This is a genomic window from Nostoc sp. (assembly GCF_036917555.1).
GTDB lineage: Bacteria > Cyanobacteriota > Cyanobacteriia > Cyanobacteriales > Nostocaceae > Nostoc.
The window spans coordinates 36,605-58,742 of record NZ_JBALDD010000024.1 but is presented as its reverse complement, the minus strand read 5'-3'; the positions used below and the strand labels follow the sequence as shown (position 1 = coordinate 58,742).

Genomic DNA, 22,138 nt, shown 5'->3' with positions numbered 1-22,138 from the left:
TCCCCACATGAGGCTGAGGTACAATGCAAAAAAATATTTAAATTATGAGCGACATGATCACATCAGAACATAACGCAAAATCCAGCGATAAAAGCCTAGAGGCAATGCGGCATTTTTCCGAACAATACGCCAAGCGTACTGGAACATACTTCTGTTCTGAACCTTCTGTCACCGCAGTTGTGATTGAAGGACTAGCCAAACATAAAGACGATCTAGGTGCGCCTTTATGTCCTTGTCGCCATTACGAAGATAAAGAAGCTGAGATTCACGCCACATATTGGAACTGTCCTTGTGTGCCAATGAGAGAACGCAAAGAGTGCCATTGCATGTTATTCCTCACCCCTGACAACGAGTTTGCTGGAGACAAACAAGAAATCTCTCTGGAAACAATCAAAGAAGTACGAGACAGCATGGGATGAGCGAAATCATCCCCCAAGAGTTTTGGCAAGGAGTAGAACAGTTCAATTCTGGACAGTTCTACGCTTGTCATGACACTTTAGAGGCTTTGTGGATTGAAGCTGGCGAACCGGAAAAAACTTTTTATCAAGGAATTCTCCAAATTGCTGTAGCACTGTATCATTTGGAAAATCAAAACTGGCGAGGTGCTGTAATTCTATTGGGAGAAGGCAGTAATCGCCTACGCCGTTACCCATCTAGTTACAGCGGCGTTGACGTAGATGAGCTATTGAGTCAGAGCGCAGTGTTGTTGACGACATTACAACAAATAGGGCAAGACTTGATTGCTGCTGGCAATCTGGGTGAAAATCAAGTTTTATCTTTGCCTAGAATTGTGCTAACAACTGATTAGACATCTGGTGAAATTATTGCGTTGCCCGAAATCCCCGGTAGGCACAATTCATATACTCAAAAGTTTCCCGTACCACTGCGTGGAAGCAAGCTATGCGTAGCGTCTCCGTTAAAAGAAGAGTATTGTGCCTACGTCATTTTCACTTCTTATGTCAATTACCTGAAACCTTGAGGTTGGGGGTAGCGTCACTATTTCAGCCAGTAGTTATCAGAAATCACTCCAGATTGTATATTTCATAATCTGGATAAAGTACTTGAGATAATTAGAATGCAAGTTGAAATCCTAAATCCCCAATTGCTATGATGCCCTGCTATCAATTGCCCTTATCCCAAATACGTCGCTTTGGATTAGCTTTAATGCTGCCAGCTGCACTCTTGAGCGCTTTCGCCTTCCCTACCCAAGTGCAAACCGCTACTGCACAAACATCTGAGGCAAATCGCCCCCTCACTATCCGTGCTGATGTGCAAGAATATGACGCTAAAAATCAAGTAATCACCGCTCGCGGTAATGTGCAAATGTTGTATCCGGCTCGCCAAATTCAGGCAACATCTGCCCAAGCACAATATTTTAGTAAAGAACGCCGAATTGATTTCAGCGGCAACGTCTATATTTTGCAACAGGGCGGTAACAGTATTCGGGCGGAGAAAGTAACTTATTTAATTGATCAAGGGCGATTTGTTGCTTTACCCCAATCCAACCGTCAGGTAGAGTCTATCTACATGGTGCAGGAATCAGATAATAATGGACAAACTGCGACACCTGCCCCAAAGACACCACCTTTGAAGCCTTCTAATTAGCATTGACCACCAAGAAAGGGTGCTTCCAGCGTGAAAATTGTTTTAGAGAATATTCACAAATCTTACGGCAAGCGAGTAATTGTCAATCGTGTCAACCTTTCTGTTGCTCAGGGTGAAGTTGTTGGTTTACTAGGCCCCAATGGGGCTGGTAAAACCACAACCTTTTACATTGCTACAGGTTTAGAAAAACCCAATCAAGGAAAAGTCTGGCTGGGTAATGTAGAGGTAACGGGAATGCCAATGCATGAAAGGGCACGACTGGGTATTGGCTATCTAGCACAAGAAGCAAGTGTTTTTCGCCAACTCTCGGTAGAGGATAATATTCTGTTGGTGCTAGAGCAAACTCATGTGCCACGATGGGAGTGGTCAAGACGACTCACAACTTTACTGCGGGAGTTTCGGTTGGAAAAATTAGCTAGGAGTAAAGGAATTCAACTTTCTGGTGGTGAGAGACGGCGGACGGAATTAGCAAGGTCTTTAGCTGCTGGACGAGAAGGGCCAAAATTTTTACTTTTGGATGAACCATTTGCGGGAGTTGATCCGATCGCAGTCTCAGAAATTCAGCAAATCGTAGCACGACTGCGCGATCGCGGCATGGGAATCTTAATTACAGATCATAATGTCCGCGAAACCCTCGCTATCACCGATCGCGCCTACATCATGCGTGAGGGACAAATTCTCGCTTTTGGCGCTGCTGACGAACTCTACAGCAACTCCCTGGTGCGGCAATATTATTTGGGGGATAATTTTCAAGTCTAAATTGATAATTATTTAGTTAAAAATTTCAAAGGATATTTTGATTTTTGATTCTTCAGCATGAATTTATTAGTTAGCTTTTAGCCATTAAGTATTTAATTTTGATAGTAAATACAGTAGAGATGCTTTGCTTTGCCAGGGTTGCCAATATTTGAATTTTAAAGTTGCTTATGATATCAAAGAAGCTCACGTCTTTCAACAGTCTCTATTCGCTGCTGCCTTTTACGATTATGGATCGCTATCTTGCCAGCGAATTGTTAGCGCCGTTTTTCTTTGGTGTCGGAGCTTTTTCATCAATTGGCGTCACCATTGATGCTGTATTCGATCTCATCAGAAAAATTGTCGAATCTGGGCTACCCATAGACATTGCTATTCAAGTTTTTTTGTTAAAATTTCCCAATTTTATCGTTTTAGCTTTCCCCATGTCTACGCTGCTGGCTACTTTGATGACCTACAGTCGTCTTTCTAGCGAGAGCGAACTAATTGCCCTGCGTGGTTGTGGCGTAAGTGTCTATCGCATGGTGCTAACTGCTGTGATGTTAAGTCTTGTAGTCACAGGAACGACATTTGTGTTTAACGAAGAAATTGCACCAGCAGCAAATTATCAAGCGGCGATGACTTTAGAAAAAGCCTTGAAATCAGACAAGCCAACTTTTAAACAGCAAAATATTTTCTATCCTGAATACCAGGATGTTCCCCAGGCGGATGGTTCTAAGAATCGGATATTGACACGCTTGTTTTACGCCGACCAATTTGATGGTAAGCGGATGACAGGGTTGACAATTATAGATCGCTCAACAAAAAATCTGAATCAAATTGTCGTATCAGAATCTGCTCAGTGGAATCCTTCTCAAAATGTCTGGGATTTTTACAACGGTACAATCTATTTTGTTGCTGCCGATCGCTCTTATCGCAATATCGTCAAATTTGAACACCAACAACTGCTATTACCGCGCACGCCATTAAGTTTGGCAGAAAAAAGCCGCGATTATGGTGAGATGAATATTTCTGAAGCACTAAATCAACTAGAAGTGGAAAATCTTGGTGGCGATCGCCAAAAAATTCGTAAACTTGAAGTGCGGATTCAACAAAAAATCTCTTTGCCTTTTGTATGCGTGGTTTTTGGCTTGGTAGGTGCAGCGATGGGAAGCATACCCCAGCGAACGGGGAGAGGTACAAGCTTTGGGATTAGTGTCCTAGTTATATTTTCGTACTACTTAATTTTCTTTGTTAGTGGGGCGATCGCACAAGCAGGTGTCCTCTCTCCCTTTATGGGGGCTTGGTTGCCCAACTTTCTTTTTTTGGGAATAGGTTTATTCTTATTGATACGAGTTGCCAGACGGTAAATTGAGGGGAATACGGAAGTACACAAACAATATTAAACATCTGGCGAAATTAAATATGCGTTATCGCATAACCCTTGTAGAAACATAGCAGTGGTACGTCTCTACATTCTTTTTCACCAGATGTCTATTATTCTCCTTCATCCCCCACTTCAATTACGGGTGATAATTTCGACATTGTGGTGCATCAGGGTTTTCCTTGCAGTATTCTTCAAAAGAAACTTTAGCTGATATCATACCCTCAGATTTCTGATGAGCTGCTTCTGCCTGAAGTTCTTCTACCTCATCCCAGGCAGCTGCACAGGGTTTAGAATAAGCACCTTGTTCAGTGCAAATAGCACGAGCTTGCTCAATTGCTTTTTGAATTCTCTCTTCCAGCAGTAGCGCTTTTGGCGCTTCCACAAAGTCGCTTTTAGTCAAAATGTCGGTAATCGAGATGATGCCCAACAGCTTGCCTTGAATCACAGGTGCGCGATGAATACCAGTGTTAGCAAATAACCGCGCTACATATTCTACACCCAAATCAGGATTGACCACAATGCAGGGCTTGCTCATAATTTCATAAACCCGCACTTGCTTTGGATCTTTCCCGTAGGCTGTTATCTTATAAACAATATCCGTTTCTGTGACAATGCCATAAGCATCATTGTCATAGCGACGATCCACAACCAGCGCCCGCAATCCTTTATCCTTCATCAGCCCCACCGCTTCAGCAACAGTTGCCGAACCGCGAATGGTAACTACGTCTTTGCTCATGATATCTTCAGCTTTCATCATTGCTGTAGTCTCCTGGTTAATAGTCCGGTGCAGCACAGCGCCCTTATGGACGTATCGAAGCATTGCAACGCACAGTTGGCTAACTAGAAAGTAAAAAAAGTTGAACTTTTGCCCAGCTACAACAATAAATTAGACCAGTTGTCAACTTCTGATGTTATCCAATGTAACCAATGCCCAAAAACTAGGCATAAATTGTAATAACATTCTGCCGATCAACAAATATTTATTTTTTAATTACCGAAAATTGCCGCATTTTCCAGAAATAGCTAGAAATCCAATTGGTAATAATATGAGCGACAATCGGCACTAACAAGTTGCCCGTGAGCAGGGTACTATATGCCAATATCATCCCAACAATTGTTGCCCAAATTACATAAGGCCATTGTTGGGAACCACTAAAATGCAAGATGCCAAAGCAAAGACTGGATACAATTACAGCTGTAAGATCAGAGCCTAAAGCTGGTAGCATCACACCTCTAAATAACAATTCTTCACTCAACCCTGGTAACAACCCCAGCCAAATTAAATCTGGTAAAGCTAAAGGCTTCAGTACTACTTCTAGGTAATAATCTGCACTCTTACGATAGGCAGCCCATAGGCGGTAAGTTAAGCCACTTAACGCGGTGAGTACAAACCCCAACCCTACACCTAACAGCAACTCTCTTGGATTCAAGTCCCAAGAAAATAGCGAAAAGTTGCCAAAGTATAACGAAAGTTTGGCGACTATCAACAAAATGATTGCAGTCGCTCCCATCGCCCCAAGTACTTGGATGCGCGTCAGGTATGGAATTTCTGGCTCTTGCTTTTGTTGTTCAATCACGGGTTTTAGGGGGCAACTAATTACTAATGACTAATGACTAATTGACTGCAAAGGTAATAATTTGGGACGGAGAGCGCAGGGATTGATGCCTGCTTTGTGTGCTACCAATACACCTACTGCTTCTAAATACGAGTTTACCTGTATAGATTTGATCCCCAAGACTTGGGGAGAAACTTTTATCAGAGTTTTATTTTCTTCTACTGTAATTATTTGGCATCGTCTTTGGCTTAAGCTTAGTAAAGCACTGCTACCACAAGCAGTTGCAGGTGCGATCGCAGCATCCACTTCATTTGCCCAGATATCGTCTTGCTGTGATGCGATTGCTCCTTTCTCTACTATAAATTGTGGGGCACGACTTAATCCGACTAGGACGCAGGGCAAAAAGGTATAGCCCAATTCTTCGGCGGCGGAACGGGGTGATAAATCAGGTTGTGGAGGTTCGCTCAAAAGGGCGGGAGAATGGGCGCAAGGAATTTGAAAGGTTCGCACTAGCAAATGGCTAATTACGGCTTCTGCACCTGCTAAAGGATCTACGCCTTCACCGTGGCGATATTTCTGTACTGCTTCCTTATCCATATCATCAGGGAAACGGGCAACAACTGCGATCGCTTCTGCCCCCGCTTTTTTAATTAATATCTCAGCTGCCCGTAATAAACTATCCGGGTTGCCAATTGTTCCCCAACTAGCCCCCGATGCTGTAGTCCGTAATTCTACATTTAATGGGGCATCAGTAATTACATAATCTGTTAAGGTCAATCCCAGAGTTGCTCTGACTGCATCGGCGGCTTGTATATGTCGTAGCCGTAACTGTGGCTCAATGCCTTGGTCTAAAAGCAAACCTACTTTATTAGTGCGGACTGGACGTAAACCCCAGCATCCAGAAGAGAATTTGTCAAGCCCATAACCTTCAACATAGAAAGCGTTTGGTAGATTCCAATATAAACTTGCGCCATTAAGGACATTGGGGTGAGTAATTAAGCGATCGCAAACCTGTGCTATAACTTTGGCAACAGGCAAAGCATCTCCTGCATAACCCCCAATGGCAGCCCCAACGCCAGTTGGTACAATTAAGATAGCGGTGTATAGACGATTCATCTTAAGTTATGAGTGCTGAGTTATGAATGATGAGTTTATGAATCACAAGCCATCAAAGACTAACTCCTAACTCCTGTACAGACGCGATTAATCTCATCTCTCCTAACTCTTAGGTGTAGTCACCACAGCTTCAACTGTCGCTTTTTGTTCGTCAACGTCTACAGAGGTAATTGCCCAACGGAGGGGTTCACCTTGTTTCTTCAACTCTTTTTCAATTACTTCTAGTAATTCTGCAGGAGTTTCTTGTAAATCAATTTCTGCGGTAATAAAATGAGTTGTCATCTTGGTAAATCCTGTTGATTTGTAGTTTATAGAATAGCTGATGTCAGTGGCGATGAAATACTTATGTTATTTATCAGATTTGGAAATGTTTAGTGAACAGTTATTCAGTTATGAATAATTATCCGATATACTAATAACTGCTCACAGATTATTTGTCTTTGCCAAATTGTAACTGATAAACGATGTCTTCCTTTTCTGTCTCAAGTTTCAAATCAGAAAGGGGTTTCGCAACACAAAGCAATACATAACCTTGCTTTTGTAAATCTGGACTAACGCCCATGCCATCAGTTTGATCCACAGTTCCTTCAGATAGTTGACCGGCGCAAGTTGTACAAACACCAGCATTACAAGAACTCGGCAGTTCCAAACCAGCAGCATCGGCAACTGATAAGATCGTTTCATCTTCGGGAACTTGCAAAGTATGAATTTTGCCTTGGTGATTAATTTCTACAGTGTAAGTTTTGGACATATACAAAGGAAGGTGATGCAACGAGAACTTTAGAGATTCAGGCTTTGGCCGTTCATAAGTTCAGTGGACAAGAAGGTTATTTTATCTGATAAATAAGCACATTACCAAGTTAACAAAGACGAAAAGAGAATTATTTTCAAAGAGCCTTATCAAGAAAAATAGTTATACAGTGATAATTATAAGTCCTTGCTAGACAAAAAACTTAAAGTAAGGAAATTCACTTCCTGTTAATTCTATTTGTAAAGACTTGTGAGGTTGAATGCTTTAAAAACTAGGGAAGTGATGATACACACTTAAACAATGTTTGACTAAATATTTGGAGTGAAGTTAAGAATGCTGGAATCATATCGTAAACACGTTGCCGAAAGAGCCGCACTGGGAATTCCCCCCTTACCATTGGATGCAAAGCAGACATCTGAACTGTGCGAATTACTGAAAAATCCGCCCAAGGGTCAAGAGGATATATTATTGCATTTATTGAGCGATCGCGTTTCTCCTGGTGTTGATCCAGCAGCTTATGTCAAAGCCGGATTTCTCACTGCCATTGCCAAAAAGGAAATTACCAGTCCCTTGGTTTCGCGCATAGAAGCGGTGCAATTGCTGGGCACGATGGTAGGTGGTTACAATGTGCAATCTTTAATCGAACTGCTGCAATGGCCCACCGTATCTGTTTCAGACTCATCCGAAACACCTCTAGTAATGGGTGGACAAGGAAAGGAACCCATCGCCGCTTACGCCGCCAACGCTTTAAGCAAAATCCTCTTAGTGTATGACGCTTACCACGATGTTTTAGAATTGTCTAAAACCAATCCTTTCGCCAAGCGGGTGATTGACTCTTGGGCGGAAGCTGAATGGTTTACCCTTCGCCCCACAGTACCACAAGCGATTACTGTCACCGTTTTTAAAGTCCCTGGCGAAACCAATACCGACGACTTATCCCCCGCCCAAAGTGCCACAACTCGCCCAGATATTCCCTTACACGCCTTAGTGATGTTAGAGTCACGGCAACCGGGAAGTTTGAAAACCATTGCCGAGTTGAAGAAAAAAGGGCATCCTGTAGCTTACGTAGGAGATGTAGTTGGTACAGGTTCCTCGCGTAAATCTGCCATCAACTCCGTATTGTGGCACATGGGAAATAATATACCTTTTGTGCCAAACAAACGCGCTGGGGGTTATGTTTTAGGTGGTGCGATCGCGCCTATTTTCTTTAACACAGCTGAAGATGCCGGTGCTTTGCCTATTCAGTGCGATGTCACCAAACTGGAAACTGGCATGGTAATTACCATCCATCCCTACAAAGGCGAAATCACAAATGAAGCAGGCGAAGTCATTTCCACCTTTGCCCTCAAACCTGATACCATCCTCGATGAAGTCCGCGCAGGTGGACGCATCCCCCTACTTATCGGACGTACCCTCACCGACAAAACTCGTCTTGCACTTGGTTTAGAAGCCAGCACAGTTTTTACCCGTCCCCAGCAAGCCTTTGATACAGGTAAAGGCTACACCCTAGCACAGAAAATGGTAGGTAAAGCTTGCGGATTACCTGGTGTGCGTCCCGGCACATCCTGCGAACCCATCATTACTACTGTTGGTTCTCAAGATACCACAGGCCCCATGACCCGCGACGAATTGAAAGAACTCGCCTGTCTTGGTTTCAGTGCAGACTTAGTGATACAAAGTTTCTGCCACACTGCTGCTTATCCCAAACCAGTAGACATCAAAACCCATCACGAACTCCCCGATTTCTTTGCCTCCCGTGGCGGTGTTGCCCTCCGCCCCGGTGATGGTATCATCCACTCCTGGTTAAATCGGATGCTGCTACCCGACACTGTGGGAACTGGCGGCGATTCTCACACCCGCTTCCCCTTGGGTATTTCCTTCCCCGCCGGTTCTGGATTAGTGGCCTTTGCAGCAGCCTTGGGTGTGATGCCTTTAGATATGCCAGAGTCAGTTTTGGTAAGATTTAAAGGTGAATTGCAACCAGGTATCACCCTGCGCGATGTCGTGAATGCCATTCCCTACGTGGCAATTCAAAAAGGTTTGCTGACAGCAGAGAAGCAAAATAAGAAAAACGTTTTCTCTGGGCGAATTCTGGAAATAGAAGGTTTGCCAGATTTAAAAGTTGAACAAGCCTTTGAACTCACCGATGCTAGTGCCGAGCGTTCTTGTGCCGGATGTACAATTAAGCTGAGTGTAGAGACAATTTCTGAATATCTGCGTTCCAACGTCGCGCTGCTGAAAAATATGATAGCACGAGGCTATCATGATCCGCGTACCATGCTACGCCGTGTGGCAAAGATGGAAGAATGGTTAGCAAATCCGGTGTTATTAGAAGGCGATGGTGATGCGGAGTATGCTGAAATAATTGAAATTGATTTGAACGAAATCAAAGAACCAATTGTAGCTGCTCCCAATGACCCCGATAATGTTAAATTATTATCGGAAGTTGCTAATGATCCAGTGCAAGAAGTATTCGTTGGTTCTTGTATGACGAATATCGGTCATTATCGGGCAACAGCCAAAGTTTTGGAAGGTGCAGGTGAAGTGAAAACTCGCCTGTGGATTTCACCACCAACCCGCATGGATGAACACCAGCTAAAAGAAGAAGGTGTATATAGTATTTTTGGGGCTGCGGGTGCTAGAACAGAAATACCAGGATGCAGTTTGTGCATGGGTAATCAGGCGCGAGTTGCTGATGGGACAACAGTGTTTTCTACCTCTACCCGTAACTTCAATAATCGCATGGGTAAAGATGCGCGAGTGTATCTTGGTTCAGCAGAATTAGCCGCAGTTTGTGCTTTGCTGGGACGGCTTCCGACAGTGCAGGAATACTTGGATGTTGTAGCGAGGAGAATTCATCCTTTTGCCGATGATTTGTATCGGTATTTGAACTTTGATCAAATCGTCGGTTTTGAGAATGAAGGGCGCGTGATTGCGTTGGAAGATATGCCGAGACTTGAGGATATTTTGGGTATGCCGACTGCGGCGAGGTAGGTAATAATTGACATGAAATGCCGTAGGTTAAAACCTGTGGCTAGACGAACGAAGCCCGCTAATGCGGGCTTTTGTAATTTATATAGTATTTTTTAGGGATTACTACTGAGGTCATTGCTTGAGAATGAATAATAATCTGAGTTTAAGTCTAAAGGAATAAAGCAATTTTCTACTCTTTTTCAAGGAATAAAAAATGTCAATACTATTACCTTCAGAAGAAAATATTACACGGTTAAAGGTTCAACCAACTAAGGGAGAAAAGCATTTACTAGATTCCTTAAAAAATCTTCTTTCAAACGATTATGAAATATACTCTCAACCCTTTTTAAATGGAGATAAGCCAGATTTTATTATCATGCGAAAGAATTACCGAGTGATGATAATAGAAGTGAAAGATTGGGATTTAGAATCTTACTACATAGATAGTAATAAAAAATGGAGATTAAAGCAGAACGGTGCGATTATAAAATCTCCTATTGCTCAAGTACAAACTTACAAAGACAATTTATATAATTTGCACATTGAAAACTTGTTAGAAAATAAAATAGACAATCAAAAGTTTTTTGGAATTGTTTCTTGTGCGGTTTACTTCCATAATGCAAACCAAGAGACATTAAACAATTTTCTATTAAATGCTTTATCAGATAATGACAACAAATATGTAAAAGTATTTGGAAATGACTCTATTAATATTGAAAAACTTAGAGTAATACTTAGTGAGCAAGGGCTTTATAAACCATCACCGCTTTTTAATGATACTATTTATAATAGTTTTAGGCGCTACCTTCAACCACCACTTCATACTTTGGAACAAGGTATAATAACTCATTTTAACTCACAACAGAAAAAATTGGTTAAAAGTGAGACTACTCGTACAGGCCGAAAGATTAAAGGAGTAGCTGGTTCTGGAAAAACGCAGATATTGGCACAAAGAGCAGTCAATGCACATAAAAGAACTGGCAGCAAAGTTTTAATTCTGACTTATAACATAACTCTTAAAAACTATATTTATGATAAAATTAGTGATGTTAGAGAAGAGTTTAATTGGGATAATTTATATATAACTAACTATCATAATTTTTTAACAGCAGAATTTAATAACTTAGGGATAGAGATTCAATTACCACGAGATTTTGAAAACTTGAGTAACGATAAAAAATCAGAATATTTGGAAAATAAATATTATTCTAATGAACAAGTTTTTGAAGACGTAAAGGAAAAAATACAGAAGTATCAGGTAATTTTGATAGATGAACTTCAAGACTATAAAGTAGAATGGCAGCGAATTATAAGAAAATATTTTTGGGATGAAGGTGGAGAGTATGTAGTATTTGGTGATGTAAAGCGAAATATTTATAATAGACCATTAAATGAATATAAAGATTTTAAAGCAGCAGGTATATATAGTCAATGGAATGTTTTTAAAGAATCATTTAGACTTACAACGAATATAGCAAATGTAGCTTGTAAATTCCAAAGACATTTTTTTGATGGCAAGTATGAGGTAGATGAACTCATTAAAATTAACTCTCAGGGAAGTCTTTTCCCTTTAGAAGAATATTTTCAATATATTTATTATGATAAATTAACTTATATAGGGACAATAGTTGATGATATCTATTCTCTAATATTTCAATTAAACAAACATCCTAATGATATCTGTTTTTTATCACCGCGAATAGAAATACTTAAAGATATAGATTATTTAATCAGAAATCATAAACATGAGAAGACTCAGACAATATTTGAAACTAAGGAAATGTATGACAAATTACACAGTCAAAGTAAATACCTTGAAAATGACATAAAAAAACTTAGGGAAAACAAAAAATTTAATTTTTGGATGAATCCAGGAAATGTTAAGTTATCTACCATTCATAGTTTTAAAGGCTGGGAGATAAATACGCTATTCCTTATTATTGAAGCTGGTGTTACTGAAAATAGTGAGCATGAAATTTCGATAGATGAATTGGTATACACAGGACTGACAAGATGTAGACATAATTTCATAATAATTAATATTGGAAATTCTCGATATCACAGTTTCTTTAAAGAACTTGTTGAGAATGATTTTTTGAAAACTTGAAAACTCGTCAAGATTATAAAATGCGATCGCACCTTCGCACTTCGCACACAGACCTAACCCCCCAGAATTAAATATTACTTCAGCTATTCTCTCAATAATAAGCATTTATGGACTTATACACAACAGTTTTGCGAAAGAGTGCAGGTTACTGGGTTGCTTTATGCCTAGAAAATGGACTCGTAGGACAAGGGATAAATCAAGAATTAGCAATCAAGCAACTTAATGAAGCGATCGCCTCTTTTGTCGAAGTCTATAAAATCGAACCTAATATTTACCATACTTTACTCAATATAGAATAATTACATGAGTTTTTGGCAGTGGAAGACACTGAATTAGTATGATAAATCTTCGAGATCGAGAAAGTTTACGTCAAAGTGCGTAAGTGTCGCCCATCGTAGACTTCGTATATTAATTGCTGTATGATCGCCATCTCACTAATTTTTTATACCAACCATAATTCATGTCTTCGTCCCTGGATGTGCCTATAGTCTGGGACTTGCTGCAATTGTTCGACGAAATTCATAAGCCCTGACAATTCGGCTAAAGCAGGAAATGTAACTGTATTGTAACGGTGGCTTTAGTTGACGTTGCAAAAGTTTACATTTAGAATAGAATCGTCAAAAATCGATAAGTATTTATTCTTATTTATCCTGAAAATTTGACATTTAATGAGTATATGTTCTTATCTTTGTCAAAAATTTAATATTTTAGAGTTAAAAAATGTTTACAAAAGTATTGATTACTTAATATAGTTAATTAAATTAAAAGCGATAAGGCAAATTGATTGTCAGAAGTGATGAATGCTATTGAATTTCCCTGGCTAACAGCCATAATCCTCTTACCCTTGGTGGCTACCTTAGCCATCCCCCTAATCCCAGACAAGGAAGGTAGAACTGTGCGGTGGTATAGTCTGGGAGTTGCGATCGCCGACTTTGGACTGATAATTTATGCCTTTTGGTATAAGTATGACTTCCAGAGTTCAAGACTCCAACTTATAGAAAACTATCCTTGGATAACGCAGTTGGGTTTGCATTGGGCTGTGGGGGTTGATGGTTTATCGATGCCCTTACTGCTTCTGACAGGCTTAATAAATACCCTCGCAATATTCGCGGCTTGGAAAGTTACTACCAAGCCGCGATTATTTTATGGTTTGATGTTAGCGATGTACAGTGCCCAACTTGGCGTATTTGTTGCCCAAGATTTGCTGTTATTCTTCCTAATGTGGGAAATCGAGTTAGTGCCGGTTTACCTGCTGATTTCCATCTGGGGAGGACAAAACCGCCGTTATGCTGCTACTAAGTTCATTCTTTACACCGCCGCTGCATCAATATTTATCTTGATTGCCGGTTTTGCACTTGTCTTTTCTGGAGATACTGTCACCTTCGACATGGCGACTCTGGGAATGAAAGAATACCCCAAAACTTTGGAATTGTTGGTTTATGCAGGTTTCTTAATTGCCTTTGGTGTGAAAATGCCGATTTTCCCTTTACACACTTGGCTACCTGATGCTCACGGTGAAGCATCAGCACCCGGTTCGATGATTTTGGCTGGTGTGTTGTTAAAAATGGGTGGTTATGCTCTGATCCGATTCAATGTGGAAATGTTGCCCAATGCCCATGTAACTTTTGCCCCAGTGTTAGCAGTTTTGGGTGTGGTTAATATTGTCTACGGTGCTTGCTGTGCCTTTGCTCAAACCAATCTCAAACGCCGCTTGGCTTACTCTTCAATTGCCCACATGGGGTTTGTGCTGATTGGGATTGCCTCTTACACCGAGCTGGGTATCAGTGGTGCAGTGTTACAGATGGTTTCCCACGGCTTGATTGCTGCTAGCTTGTTCTTCCTGTCTGGCGTGACTTACGATCGCACTCACACCTTGATGATGGATCAAATGGGCGGTATGGCTAAGGTAATGCCCAAAACCTTTGCTCTATTTACCATTGGTTCAATGGCTTCTCTCGCCTTACCCGGAATGAGTGGTTTTGTGGGTGAGTTGATGGTGTTTCTGGGTATCGCCAGCAGTGATGTTTACAGTTCCAGCTTTAAAGTTGTAGTCGTGCTGCTGTCAGCAGTCGGTGTGATTTTGACACCGATTTATTTACTATCGATGCTGCGTCAAGTGTTCTACGGTGAGCAAAATCTTCGCGTAGCGTCTCGCAGAGAAGAGTTACACTTGGATGCTGTAATATCTGATGTCAAACCCCGCGAAATATTTATTACTGCTTGTTTGCTACTGCCAATCATCGGAATCGGGTTTTATCCCAAATTAGCAACGCAGACTTATGATGTGAAAGCAGTAGAATTAGCCACCCATGCTCGTCAAGTTCTACCAGTTGTTGCTCATCAACAACCATCAAGTCTATACTCGCGGATTTTCTCTGCACCAACATTGGCTACTTCTCAAGTTGAAAGTTTGATTAACATTTCTGAGTAAATTAACTTACCATTAAGGGATCTGCAAGTAAATTCTAAATATTAGGAGAATAAAGGGGTAGTTTCATAACTACCCCTAAAATTTTGGAATTATTGAGTTGAAATAGATTTTTAGGTAAGGGCAGAGTTAACCCACATTTCGCCCTAGAGCGTGAAGAGATTATAGTGAAGGCAAGTGAAGTAGCCAAAAAGCAATTATGACAACCAACTTACCTGTAGTCACAGAAATTATACCAATGGTCTTGCAATTGCAACCTGCGATCGCATTAACCGAAGATCAATTTTACGAGTTTTGTCAGTTAAACCCCGACTTTCGTATCGAACGTAATGCTGTGGGAGAATTAATGATTATGCCACCTACTGGTTCCGAAACCGATCAACATAACTTTGACATTATTGTTCAGTTGGGTATTTGGACAAAGCAAGATAGTACAGGTGTAGGCTTTGGTTCCAGTGGTGGGTTTACTTTGCCTAATGGTGCAGTGCGCTCGCCCGATGCAGCGTGGATAAAACGCGATTGCTGGGAAGCCATACCATTGGAACTGCGAAAAAAATTTGCACCGATTTGTCCTGAGTTTGTGATTGAATTGCGTTCTGAGAGCGACAACTTGCAAATTTTGCAAGACAAGATGCAAGAGTATATTGATAATGGCACACAACTTGGTTGGTTAATTGATAGAAAACAACGCCAAGTTTTTATTTATCGTCCTAATATTCCGGTTGAGAAATTAGATGATCCTAAGATACTTTATGATGAATCGTTATTACCTGGCTTTGTTTTGGATTTAAGTCAGATTTGGTAGGAAATAAGCTAGTTTTACAGTACTGAAAAAGACTAACATAAGTACAATAACAGTATTTATTCGGAAAATTAGAGTTGACAGATATGAAGTTTGCACTTCAACAACAATAAAATGTGGTTTGAGCGCTCCTTCAAGAAAAGAGCGAAGAACAGTAAGATGTTGAGGTGGTGCGATCGCTTTTAATTATTAATATTAAGTGCAATCGCTCTGTTGATTCACGCTGGCGATCGCCGTTATGGTTGTGTTCGCATCTGAAATAGGCTTGGACTTATCTGAATTTTCGGATGCTGGGATTCCATAAAAGAATAGAAGGAATACAAGGACAAACGCCGCAAATGCCCCTGTAGCTTTAATATAAGTTTTACTCAAAGGTACGTATGCTTCTAAATGAAGACTACCGGACATGATATAAGCTGATATCGCAGCAAATACGGCTGCTAAAAATCTAATTATTGCTAGAGTGCCACTTTCCATTGCTCGTGGGTAAAGGACAAGAACAATAAAGAGTACTAAGACCGCCAGAGCCATACCAAGCGCTATTCCACGTTCAGCAGGTGAAACTTGTGAAGATGGTCTATGCACTTCTGGTTGAGAATTTTCTTCTGGTTTAGATCGTTCTGTCATAAAATTATTCTTTACTTTAAGTAACTTGCTTTTATCCTTCACATCATCAATTAAGCTCGAGACATTAACCATTTGATAGCTATTTCGACATTGAATCCGGTCTTGCTTATCGGCGATAAACTGTTGCAATTCCTTAAGTACATAAAACTGTGGCTCTTGGCTATCTTTGCAAGTGACACAATTACAGGGAATTAATTCGTTGTACTTCAGTAGCTTATAAGATTTATGAATTTTATCGAGTTCATGTGTAACTATGGTCATCAAATCTCTTTTGTGACGACCTGAGACTCGAATCTTAATCTCTCGCTTGCCGTAATATTCAATCACCTCTGCCTTCGTCTGGTCTTTGCTGAGAACGACGCCGCTTTTCCACTGTTTATTCATAAACTCGTGCATGACGACGATGAACTGGGTGATGATACCTTTGGGCATGAACTCGTAAGTGTAACGCAGGATCAGGTTGTTGGTTGGATTCCAGTCATAAAAGGGTTGATCAGCAGATAGCAGTTGTGGAGCAATATACTCTCCTTGGCTTCTAGGAATTTCGTAACACAGTTTGAAGTTGATCATCAGACGCAAGAGTTCATCATGCATCATGGTGTATTCCTGTTCACGCCAGATGTTTGCCAAGCCAGACCGGGTAAATCTGCCCAGGTTGCGCATCACTTCTTCATTATCCAGCACTTTGTAAACTGCATCAGTACCCCACTTGGGTTTGAGGATAACGGTCTTGTTCAAAAGTGGGTCTTCTTGGAAGTGCAAGCATACTCCCAAATCGTGCAGATAGCTGCTCAACTGCAAATTGTCATTTCTTTGGGTGAAGCCATTTTGTTGGCAAATGTTCAGGTATTCATCCAAGCGGATGTAATTGTGTGGGTTACTCTCCAAAGCTTGCCGGACTCTAACCCAGGTTTTTGGGAGCGGGCTGCCAATATGGGGTAGGTCTTTAACGTAATGCTTGATTTTATCTAAAACTTTTTTTAAATCTCTGTTGGTCGCAAGGTTTGTTGCTAAAGTCTCCTTCAAATTAGTAAACTGCCCCCGTAACTGGAGTTCATTAATTTCCCAGTGGCGGTCTTGTTTCTCATTTTTGATGATTAGCAGTGGACTGTTATCGCTCAACAGTTCCACCACATTTAGCCAGTAATCAAAATCCGTGTCTTCCTTGCGATTATCTGCCACTAAAACATAGAGGGAACGCTTGGTGAGAAAAAACTGGTGAGTTGCATGGTAAATCTCTTGCCCCCCAAAATCCCAGATATTGACTCGAAATTTTCGTCTATTTTCCATTGAGAAACTCCACCGGATTACCTCAATTCCCTTCGTAGAGTCTTCCTCTCGCAGTCGATAATTTTGGTCTTCAATTTTCTTAGCCAGTGTTGTTTTTCCTGCTCCTCCTTGGCCGACAATTAGTAACTTTGCCTCGTAGAGATAATCTGTGCCTTGTGCTTTCAGTTGCCGGAAATAATGTTTAATCGCCTCAATACCATTTTCAACTACTTCTAGCGGTGGCTTTTCGATGGGGTTGCCGCTTAAATCCAGGGAAGTGAGTTGTGGCAGGCGGGTGATCGCTTCTGGCAGTGTCGTTAATTGGTTGTAGCTTAAATTTAGGGAGGTGAGTTGTTGCAGGCGGTCGATCACTTTTGGCAGCGTCGTTAATTGGTTGCCGATTAAATCCAGGGAAGTGAGTTGTTGCAGGCGGGTGATCGCTTGTGGCAGTGTCGTTAATTGGTTGTCGCTTAAACCCAGGAAGGTGAGTTGTTGCAGGCGGGCGATCGCTTGTGGCAGTGTCGTTAATTGGTTGTCGCTTAAATCCAGGGAGGTGAGTTTTTGTAGATCAGCGATCGCTTGTGGCAGTGTCGTTAATTGGTTGTAGCTTAAATTCAGGGAGGTGAGTTTTTGTAGATCAGCGATCGCTTGTGGCAGTATCGTTAATTGGTTGTGGCTTAAATTCAGGGAGGTGAGTTGTTGCAGGCGGGCGATCGCTTTTGGCAGCGTCCTTAATTGGTTGTGGCTTAAATCCAGGGAAGTGAGTTTTTGTAGATCAGCGATCGCTTCTGGCAGTGTCGTTAATTGGTTGTAGCTTAAATTCAAAACCTCCAACCATTCCAGTTCAAATACTTCAGCAGGAATTTCTGTTAATTTTTCCTTGTCATCAGTATTCCAATCATTGCTTAAATTTAATTCTTTAAGCCGTTTCTCTTTCGCTTCTCTGATTTTTTCAAGGAAACGTTGAGGCGTGTTTGCCATAATGAAGTTCACCTGTTAACAAAAATTATATGTAATGCCCCTGAACGCTTACTAATCTCGCTAATATTAATATTTTGCATTAATTCCAACAACCGTCATAGGTTGTAAACCTATGGCTAATAGCAAAAGTCCTCTTAAGAGGGCTAAATTCTTTCCAGACTTAGGTTTTAGTCCACATTAAGTGGACTTTAGCTATCAGCCTGGAACTTCGAGTTTCAGGTGATCGCGGCTACTAATTGAGAATGCTACAAGATATCAAAGCAATTTACTATCCTATGTAGCACTACATGAGCGCTAATGATTTTTACGGAATCTAAAAAGAATTTATCATTACCAATGGCTCAGATTAGCTTGTGAATGAGTCTTTGATACTCGTGGACGAGTCTTTAATACTCGTGAACGAGTCTTTGACACTCGTGAACGAGTCTTTGATACTCGCGGACGAGTCTTTGATACTCGTGGACGAGTCTTTGATACTCGTGGACAAGTCTTTGATACTCGCGGACGAGTCTTTGATACTCGTGGACGAGTTTTTGATACTCGCGGACGAGTCTTTGATACTCGCGGACGAGTCTTTGATACTCGCGGACGAGTCTTTGATACTCGTGAATGAGTCTTTGATGGTTCTTTTACTTCTTTAGCCGTTTTTTACGCGACTTCTCCAGCTTGAAAAATCTGTTCAGCAGTTAAATTAAACTCTGGGAACGCTGGCGACTGAATGCGGTCATTTCCCTTAAATTGCCTAACTTGATACTCACCTTCAATTAATTGATAAATTGAGATAGTTGGTTGTTTAGGATTGCCAATAAAGCGCCTACCACCTAAGCCTAGATAGTCTACAATCCAATATTCAGGAATACCCAAAGACTCGTAATCTTCTAGCTTCAAAGCATAATCATCACTCCAGTTGGTTGAAACAACTTCTACAACCAACTTGACGGAACTACCCCGCGTAATAATAGATTCTTTTTTCCAACGAGGTTCATCCATAACAGCTTGTCTATCAAGAACGATTACATCTGGTTCATAACCTGAATCAGTGTTAACTGACTTGATGACGCATTCTTTCGGGATAAAACAAGGAATAGACAAACGGGTGATTTCAATAAACAAAGAACCATTGATAAACCCAGCTATCTCTGAGTGCTTCCCTGTTGGCTTAGGCATTTCAACAATTACCCCATCATGTAGTTCATAATGCCTGTCTGAAGATTCGGGATACCAGGCGATAAATTCATCAAATGTTACTAGTTTGCCTAAGGTTTGAGTCATGCTTTGCCTTCTTTTGTGTCAAATTTGACCCCTCTCCAAACCTCTCCCCGACACGGAGAGAGGCTTAATCAGCGAACTGAGGTTAAACTTTCGCCGCAGCAGCACTTGGTAAACTGACTTTCAATCGCTTAAACATCGCTTCTCGTGCTTGTGCCGCGAGGCTGTCGTCAAAAGGTGTTAAGATAATTTCCTGCTGATACTTTAGCCGCAGCGCTGTTTGAATTAACCAATCTGCAACAAAGGGATTTTTCGGTAACAATGGGCCGTGGGAATAAGTAGCGATCGCATTCTGATAAAATGCTCCTTCTGTCCCATCTTCACCATTATTTCCCAAACCGTACACCACTCGCCCCAAAGGTTCCACTTTTCCCAGTTTGGTGCGTCCGCCGTGATTTTCAAAGCCTACTAAATATGGTGTGCTACCTGTCATCTCTTTTAAATCTCGCGCCAGACGGGAAGCTGTCACTTCAATTACTAAGTTGCCAATACAGCGCTTAGTATTTTCACCAGGATGCACAGAAACTAAATCGAGTATTCCTAAACCATCAATTCGTTGTCCCAAGCCTGGTTCATAATAATGTCCTAGCAGTTGGGGTGAACCACAGGTAAACACGCCTGGTGTTCCATTTTCGATTTTGTCGCGCATTGCATCAGCTTTCGCACCTTGCAAATCGCGCATGACAATTTCTTGCTGACGGTCTTGTGCGCCACCACCAACGATTACATCGACAGTTTTAATATCTGCGGCTGTGGAATTTTGATCCAAGGGTAATACTTTAACATCGTATCCCCGCCACTGAGCGCGACGTTCTATAGTAATTACATTACCGCGATCGCCATAAGTACTCATCAGCGTCGGATAAAGCCAACCTATCGTTAATTCTAAATTTTGAGAACTCATAAATTTGGAGAATAGGGAATGGGATGATCGCAAATGACCAATGACCAATGACAAATAACAAATTTAAAGAATTTTCCGACCAGTCAGAACTTCTCGCACTTCTAACATGGCTGAATAGGTAGGTAGAATGTGCAAAGTTTCATTCTCTGGTGTATGCTCTAATGCAGTAGCGATCGCTTGTCGCAAATCTTCTTCGACTATTAAATTTAAGTTACTCTCAGGGGACTTTTGGCTGTAACGTAGACGTAGTGCCATATCGTAGACGCGATCGCCACTCACTACTAAAGTGCCTCCCCGTTCGACTAATTTCTCGGTATCTACGTCCCAAATCCAGGATACATCAGTGCCATCGGGCGTGCGATCGTTCAATACTAGCAGTGTGGTTTTATCTGTGCTTTGAGTAACTACGCGAATGGTTTCATTCGTTCCTACAGGATTTTTTGATAACAATATTCGCACTCGTTTACCATTAATTACTAAATCTTCAGCCCGACCAAAGGCAGCTTGAAAATTGTTAATAGTATCTCTGATTGTTGCTTCATCAACTCCTAACTCAATAGCCGCAGTTACAGCCGCCAAAGTATTATATTTGTTGTACAAACCAACCAGAATTTGCGACCATTCATTACTTTCCAGAGTCGGTTTACTTTTACTAAAACCACACTTGGGACAAGTAAAATCTCCCAAATGAGACAAATAAACACCTTTGTAATCTAGGGAATGCCCACATCTGGGACAATAAATAGAATCAACAGCGTGAGGAATTGCTTCTAGATAATGTTCTGGTTCATTCAAGCCAAAGAATAACACCCGTTGGGGTAACTGCTGACCGAGGTTAGATAAAGTTGGGTCATCAGCATTGGGAATTACTACCGTTTCTGGTGGCAGGGTAGAAATAACTTTTGTCCAACGCTTACTAATTGTGTCTACTTCGCCGTACCTATCAAGTTGGTCGCGGAATAAGTTTAAACAAAGAATGATTCGCGGCTGGAGTGGCGTTAATACCTTCGGTACAATATTTTCATCAACTTCCAAAATGGCGTAATCAGAATTTAGCGTGCCTAGTAAGTTGGTGCTTTCTAACAGCGCCGTCATCAAGCCATTTTCCAGATTTGCACCTGTAGAATTATGAGTGACACGAAAACCCTTGCGTTCTAGTATTGTGCATAAAAGCAGCGCTGTAGTGGTTTTGCCGTTAGTACCAGCAATTAAAATCACCCCGTTTTTAACTTGCTGACTCAATAATTGTAAAAGGCGGGGTTCAATGCGACGAGCAATTGAGCCTGGTAATACACTAGCAGCACCCAGACGGAGCGATCGCACAATAAACGTCACACTTTTTGCCACTGACACCGCAAAACCCAATCGCAGCCTATCTATGAATTGTATTTTGTTTCCCACATCTGTACCCTAGTCTTCTGGCGGTTGCTAATTAAAAGTGCAAATTTAATCTTGTGAGTTTAGCGAATCCTGACTGAAAAAGCCAGTCATCACAATTTTGAATTTTGGATTGTTGCGCTACTTTACCTCTGTTTTGACTTGCGCGTAGCGATACCAGCCACTTGCAAGAGATAATCTCAGTAGGCGTTATCTTAAAAAATAGTGCGTGGGCGTAATTACATATCCAGCTC

20 protein-coding genes are annotated in these 22,138 nt (G+C 41.3%); 11 read left to right on the top strand and 9 right to left on the bottom strand.

All coding sequences use genetic code 11. The annotated features are described in order from the left end of the window. Positions 1-53: 53 nt before the first annotated feature. From V7K60_RS11680 to V7K60_RS11660, 5 genes are all read left to right on the top strand, one after another. Entirely contained in the window at positions 54-419 is a 366-nt protein-coding gene (locus V7K60_RS11680; protein ID WP_334925826.1) for a ferredoxin thioredoxin reductase catalytic beta subunit, read from the top strand. Then, positions 416-808, top strand: a complete 393-nt coding sequence (locus V7K60_RS11675) for a DUF309 domain-containing protein (protein WP_334925643.1) — start codon at positions 416-418, stop codon at positions 806-808. The genes V7K60_RS11680 and V7K60_RS11675 overlap by 4 nt, the downstream gene beginning before the upstream one ends. Before the next feature lie 299 nt (positions 809-1,107). Next, a complete protein-coding gene (locus V7K60_RS11670) occupies positions 1,108-1,605 on the top strand; it encodes an LptA/OstA family protein (protein ID WP_334925641.1) in 498 nt (165 codons plus the stop codon). Positions 1,606-1,635: 30 nt separating this feature from the next. Next, positions 1,636-2,364, top strand: a complete 729-nt coding sequence (gene lptB / locus V7K60_RS11665; RefSeq protein WP_334925639.1) for an LPS export ABC transporter ATP-binding protein — start codon at positions 1,636-1,638, stop codon at positions 2,362-2,364. A 227-nt stretch (positions 2,365-2,591) separates the two neighbouring features. Beyond that, positions 2,592-3,707 carry an LptF/LptG family permease gene (locus V7K60_RS11660; protein WP_334925824.1) on the top strand — a complete coding sequence of 372 codons (1,116 nt, stop codon included), beginning with the start codon at positions 2,592-2,594 and terminating at the stop codon, positions 3,705-3,707. Positions 3,708-3,860: 153 nt separating this feature from the next. On the opposite strand, the gene V7K60_RS11655 is transcribed toward V7K60_RS11660, so the two are convergent. From V7K60_RS11655 to V7K60_RS11635, 5 genes are all read right to left on the bottom strand, one after another. Further along, a complete protein-coding gene (locus V7K60_RS11655) occupies positions 3,861-4,481 on the bottom strand; it encodes a CP12 domain-containing protein (RefSeq protein ID WP_334925823.1) in 621 nt (206 codons plus the stop codon). A gap of 223 nt (positions 4,482-4,704) precedes the next feature. Further along, entirely contained in the window at positions 4,705-5,301 is a 597-nt protein-coding gene (locus tag V7K60_RS11650) for a CPBP family intramembrane glutamic endopeptidase (RefSeq protein ID WP_334925637.1), read from the bottom strand. Positions 5,302-5,331: 30 nt separating this feature from the next. Further along, positions 5,332-6,396 (bottom strand): DUF3326 domain-containing protein, encoded by a 1,065-nt coding sequence (locus V7K60_RS11645; protein ID WP_334925635.1) that lies wholly within the window; start codon positions 6,394-6,396, stop codon positions 5,332-5,334. A 102-nt stretch (positions 6,397-6,498) separates the two neighbouring features. Then, positions 6,499-6,678, bottom strand: a complete 180-nt coding sequence (locus V7K60_RS11640) for a hypothetical protein (protein ID WP_334925634.1) — start codon at positions 6,676-6,678, stop codon at positions 6,499-6,501. Positions 6,679-6,826: 148 nt separating this feature from the next. Continuing rightward, complete coding sequence (locus V7K60_RS11635; RefSeq protein ID WP_334925632.1) at positions 6,827-7,147, bottom strand: 2Fe-2S iron-sulfur cluster-binding protein; 321 nt, start codon at positions 7,145-7,147, stop codon at positions 6,827-6,829. A 333-nt stretch (positions 7,148-7,480) separates the two neighbouring features. On the opposite strand from V7K60_RS11635, the gene acnB reads away from it, so the two are divergent. From acnB to V7K60_RS11610, 5 genes are all read left to right on the top strand, one after another. Further along, a complete protein-coding gene (gene acnB, locus V7K60_RS11630; protein WP_334925631.1) occupies positions 7,481-10,141 on the top strand; it encodes a bifunctional aconitate hydratase 2/2-methylisocitrate dehydratase in 2,661 nt (886 codons plus the stop codon). Between the two features lie 193 nt (positions 10,142-10,334). Then, complete coding sequence (locus V7K60_RS11625; RefSeq protein WP_334925629.1) at positions 10,335-12,227, top strand: NERD domain-containing protein; 1,893 nt, start codon at positions 10,335-10,337, stop codon at positions 12,225-12,227. 107 nt (positions 12,228-12,334) lie between these two features. Then, complete coding sequence (locus V7K60_RS11620) at positions 12,335-12,526, top strand: type II toxin-antitoxin system HicB family antitoxin (RefSeq protein WP_334925627.1); 192 nt, start codon at positions 12,335-12,337, stop codon at positions 12,524-12,526. Positions 12,527-13,023: 497 nt separating this feature from the next. Then, positions 13,024-14,658, top strand: a complete 1,635-nt coding sequence (locus V7K60_RS11615; RefSeq protein ID WP_334925625.1) for an NAD(P)H-quinone oxidoreductase subunit 4 — start codon at positions 13,024-13,026, stop codon at positions 14,656-14,658. Positions 14,659-14,854: 196 nt separating this feature from the next. Further along, positions 14,855-15,460 carry a Uma2 family endonuclease gene (locus tag V7K60_RS11610; RefSeq protein ID WP_334925623.1) on the top strand — a complete coding sequence of 202 codons (606 nt, stop codon included), beginning with the start codon at positions 14,855-14,857 and terminating at the stop codon, positions 15,458-15,460. Between the two features lie 192 nt (positions 15,461-15,652). Here the strand turns inward: V7K60_RS11610 and V7K60_RS11605 are convergent, their stop codons facing one another. Then, on the bottom strand, positions 15,653-18,334 hold the full coding sequence (locus V7K60_RS11605; protein ID WP_334925622.1) for a COR domain-containing protein: 2,682 nt from the start codon (positions 18,332-18,334) through the stop codon (positions 15,653-15,655). A gap of 353 nt (positions 18,335-18,687) precedes the next feature. Here V7K60_RS11605 and V7K60_RS11600 point away from each other — a divergent pair, with 353 nt between their 5' ends. After that, entirely contained in the window at positions 18,688-18,975 is a 288-nt protein-coding gene (locus tag V7K60_RS11600) for a hypothetical protein (RefSeq protein WP_334925620.1), read from the top strand. A 7-nt stretch (positions 18,976-18,982) separates the two neighbouring features. Here V7K60_RS11600 and V7K60_RS11595 read toward each other — a convergent pair whose 3' ends face one another. The 3 genes from V7K60_RS11595 to V7K60_RS11585 all read right to left on the bottom strand — a co-directional run bounded on the left by V7K60_RS11595 (position 18,983) and on the right by V7K60_RS11585 (position 21,908). Then, positions 18,983-19,606, bottom strand: coding sequence for a Uma2 family endonuclease (locus tag V7K60_RS11595; protein ID WP_334925618.1), 624 nt, complete (start codon positions 19,604-19,606; stop codon positions 18,983-18,985). A gap of 82 nt (positions 19,607-19,688) precedes the next feature. Further along, entirely contained in the window at positions 19,689-20,507 is an 819-nt protein-coding gene (locus tag V7K60_RS11590; protein WP_334925616.1) for a type 1 glutamine amidotransferase, read from the bottom strand. A gap of 63 nt (positions 20,508-20,570) precedes the next feature. Beyond that, complete coding sequence (locus V7K60_RS11585) at positions 20,571-21,908, bottom strand: Mur ligase family protein (protein WP_334925614.1); 1,338 nt, start codon at positions 21,906-21,908, stop codon at positions 20,571-20,573. Positions 21,909-22,138: the final 230 nt, after the last annotated feature.

Excerpts from the sequence above, each read along its gene's own strand:
- V7K60_RS11680 (WP_334925826.1), top strand. The coding sequence starts at position 54 with ATGATCACATCAGAACATAACGCAAAATCCAGCGATAAAAGCCTAGAG.
- V7K60_RS11675 (WP_334925643.1), top strand. The coding sequence starts at position 416 with ATGAGCGAAATCATCCCCCAAGAGTTTTGGCAAGGAGTAGAACAGTTC.
- V7K60_RS11670 (WP_334925641.1), top strand. The coding sequence starts at position 1,108 with ATGATGCCCTGCTATCAATTGCCCTTATCCCAAATACGTCGCTTTGGA.
- V7K60_RS11660 (WP_334925824.1), top strand. The coding sequence starts at position 2,592 with ATGGATCGCTATCTTGCCAGCGAATTGTTAGCGCCGTTTTTCTTTGGT.
- V7K60_RS11655 (WP_334925823.1), bottom strand. The coding sequence starts at position 4,481 with ATGATGAAAGCTGAAGATATCATGAGCAAAGACGTAGTTACCATTCGC.
- V7K60_RS11645 (WP_334925635.1), bottom strand. The coding sequence starts at position 6,396 with ATGAATCGTCTATACACCGCTATCTTAATTGTACCAACTGGCGTTGGG.
- V7K60_RS11640 (WP_334925634.1), bottom strand. The coding sequence starts at position 6,678 with ATGACAACTCATTTTATTACCGCAGAAATTGATTTACAAGAAACTCCT.
- V7K60_RS11635 (WP_334925632.1), bottom strand. The coding sequence starts at position 7,147 with ATGTCCAAAACTTACACTGTAGAAATTAATCACCAAGGCAAAATTCAT.
- acnB (WP_334925631.1), top strand. The coding sequence starts at position 7,481 with ATGCTGGAATCATATCGTAAACACGTTGCCGAAAGAGCCGCACTGGGA.
- V7K60_RS11625 (WP_334925629.1), top strand. The coding sequence starts at position 10,335 with ATGTCAATACTATTACCTTCAGAAGAAAATATTACACGGTTAAAGGTT.
- V7K60_RS11620 (WP_334925627.1), top strand. The coding sequence starts at position 12,335 with ATGGACTTATACACAACAGTTTTGCGAAAGAGTGCAGGTTACTGGGTT.
- V7K60_RS11615 (WP_334925625.1), top strand. The coding sequence starts at position 13,024 with ATGAATGCTATTGAATTTCCCTGGCTAACAGCCATAATCCTCTTACCC.
- V7K60_RS11610 (WP_334925623.1), top strand. The coding sequence starts at position 14,855 with ATGACAACCAACTTACCTGTAGTCACAGAAATTATACCAATGGTCTTG.
- V7K60_RS11605 (WP_334925622.1), bottom strand. The coding sequence starts at position 18,334 with ATGGCAAACACGCCTCAACGTTTCCTTGAAAAAATCAGAGAAGCGAAA.
- V7K60_RS11595 (WP_334925618.1), bottom strand. The coding sequence starts at position 19,606 with ATGACTCAAACCTTAGGCAAACTAGTAACATTTGATGAATTTATCGCC.
- V7K60_RS11590 (WP_334925616.1), bottom strand. The coding sequence starts at position 20,507 with ATGAGTTCTCAAAATTTAGAATTAACGATAGGTTGGCTTTATCCGACG.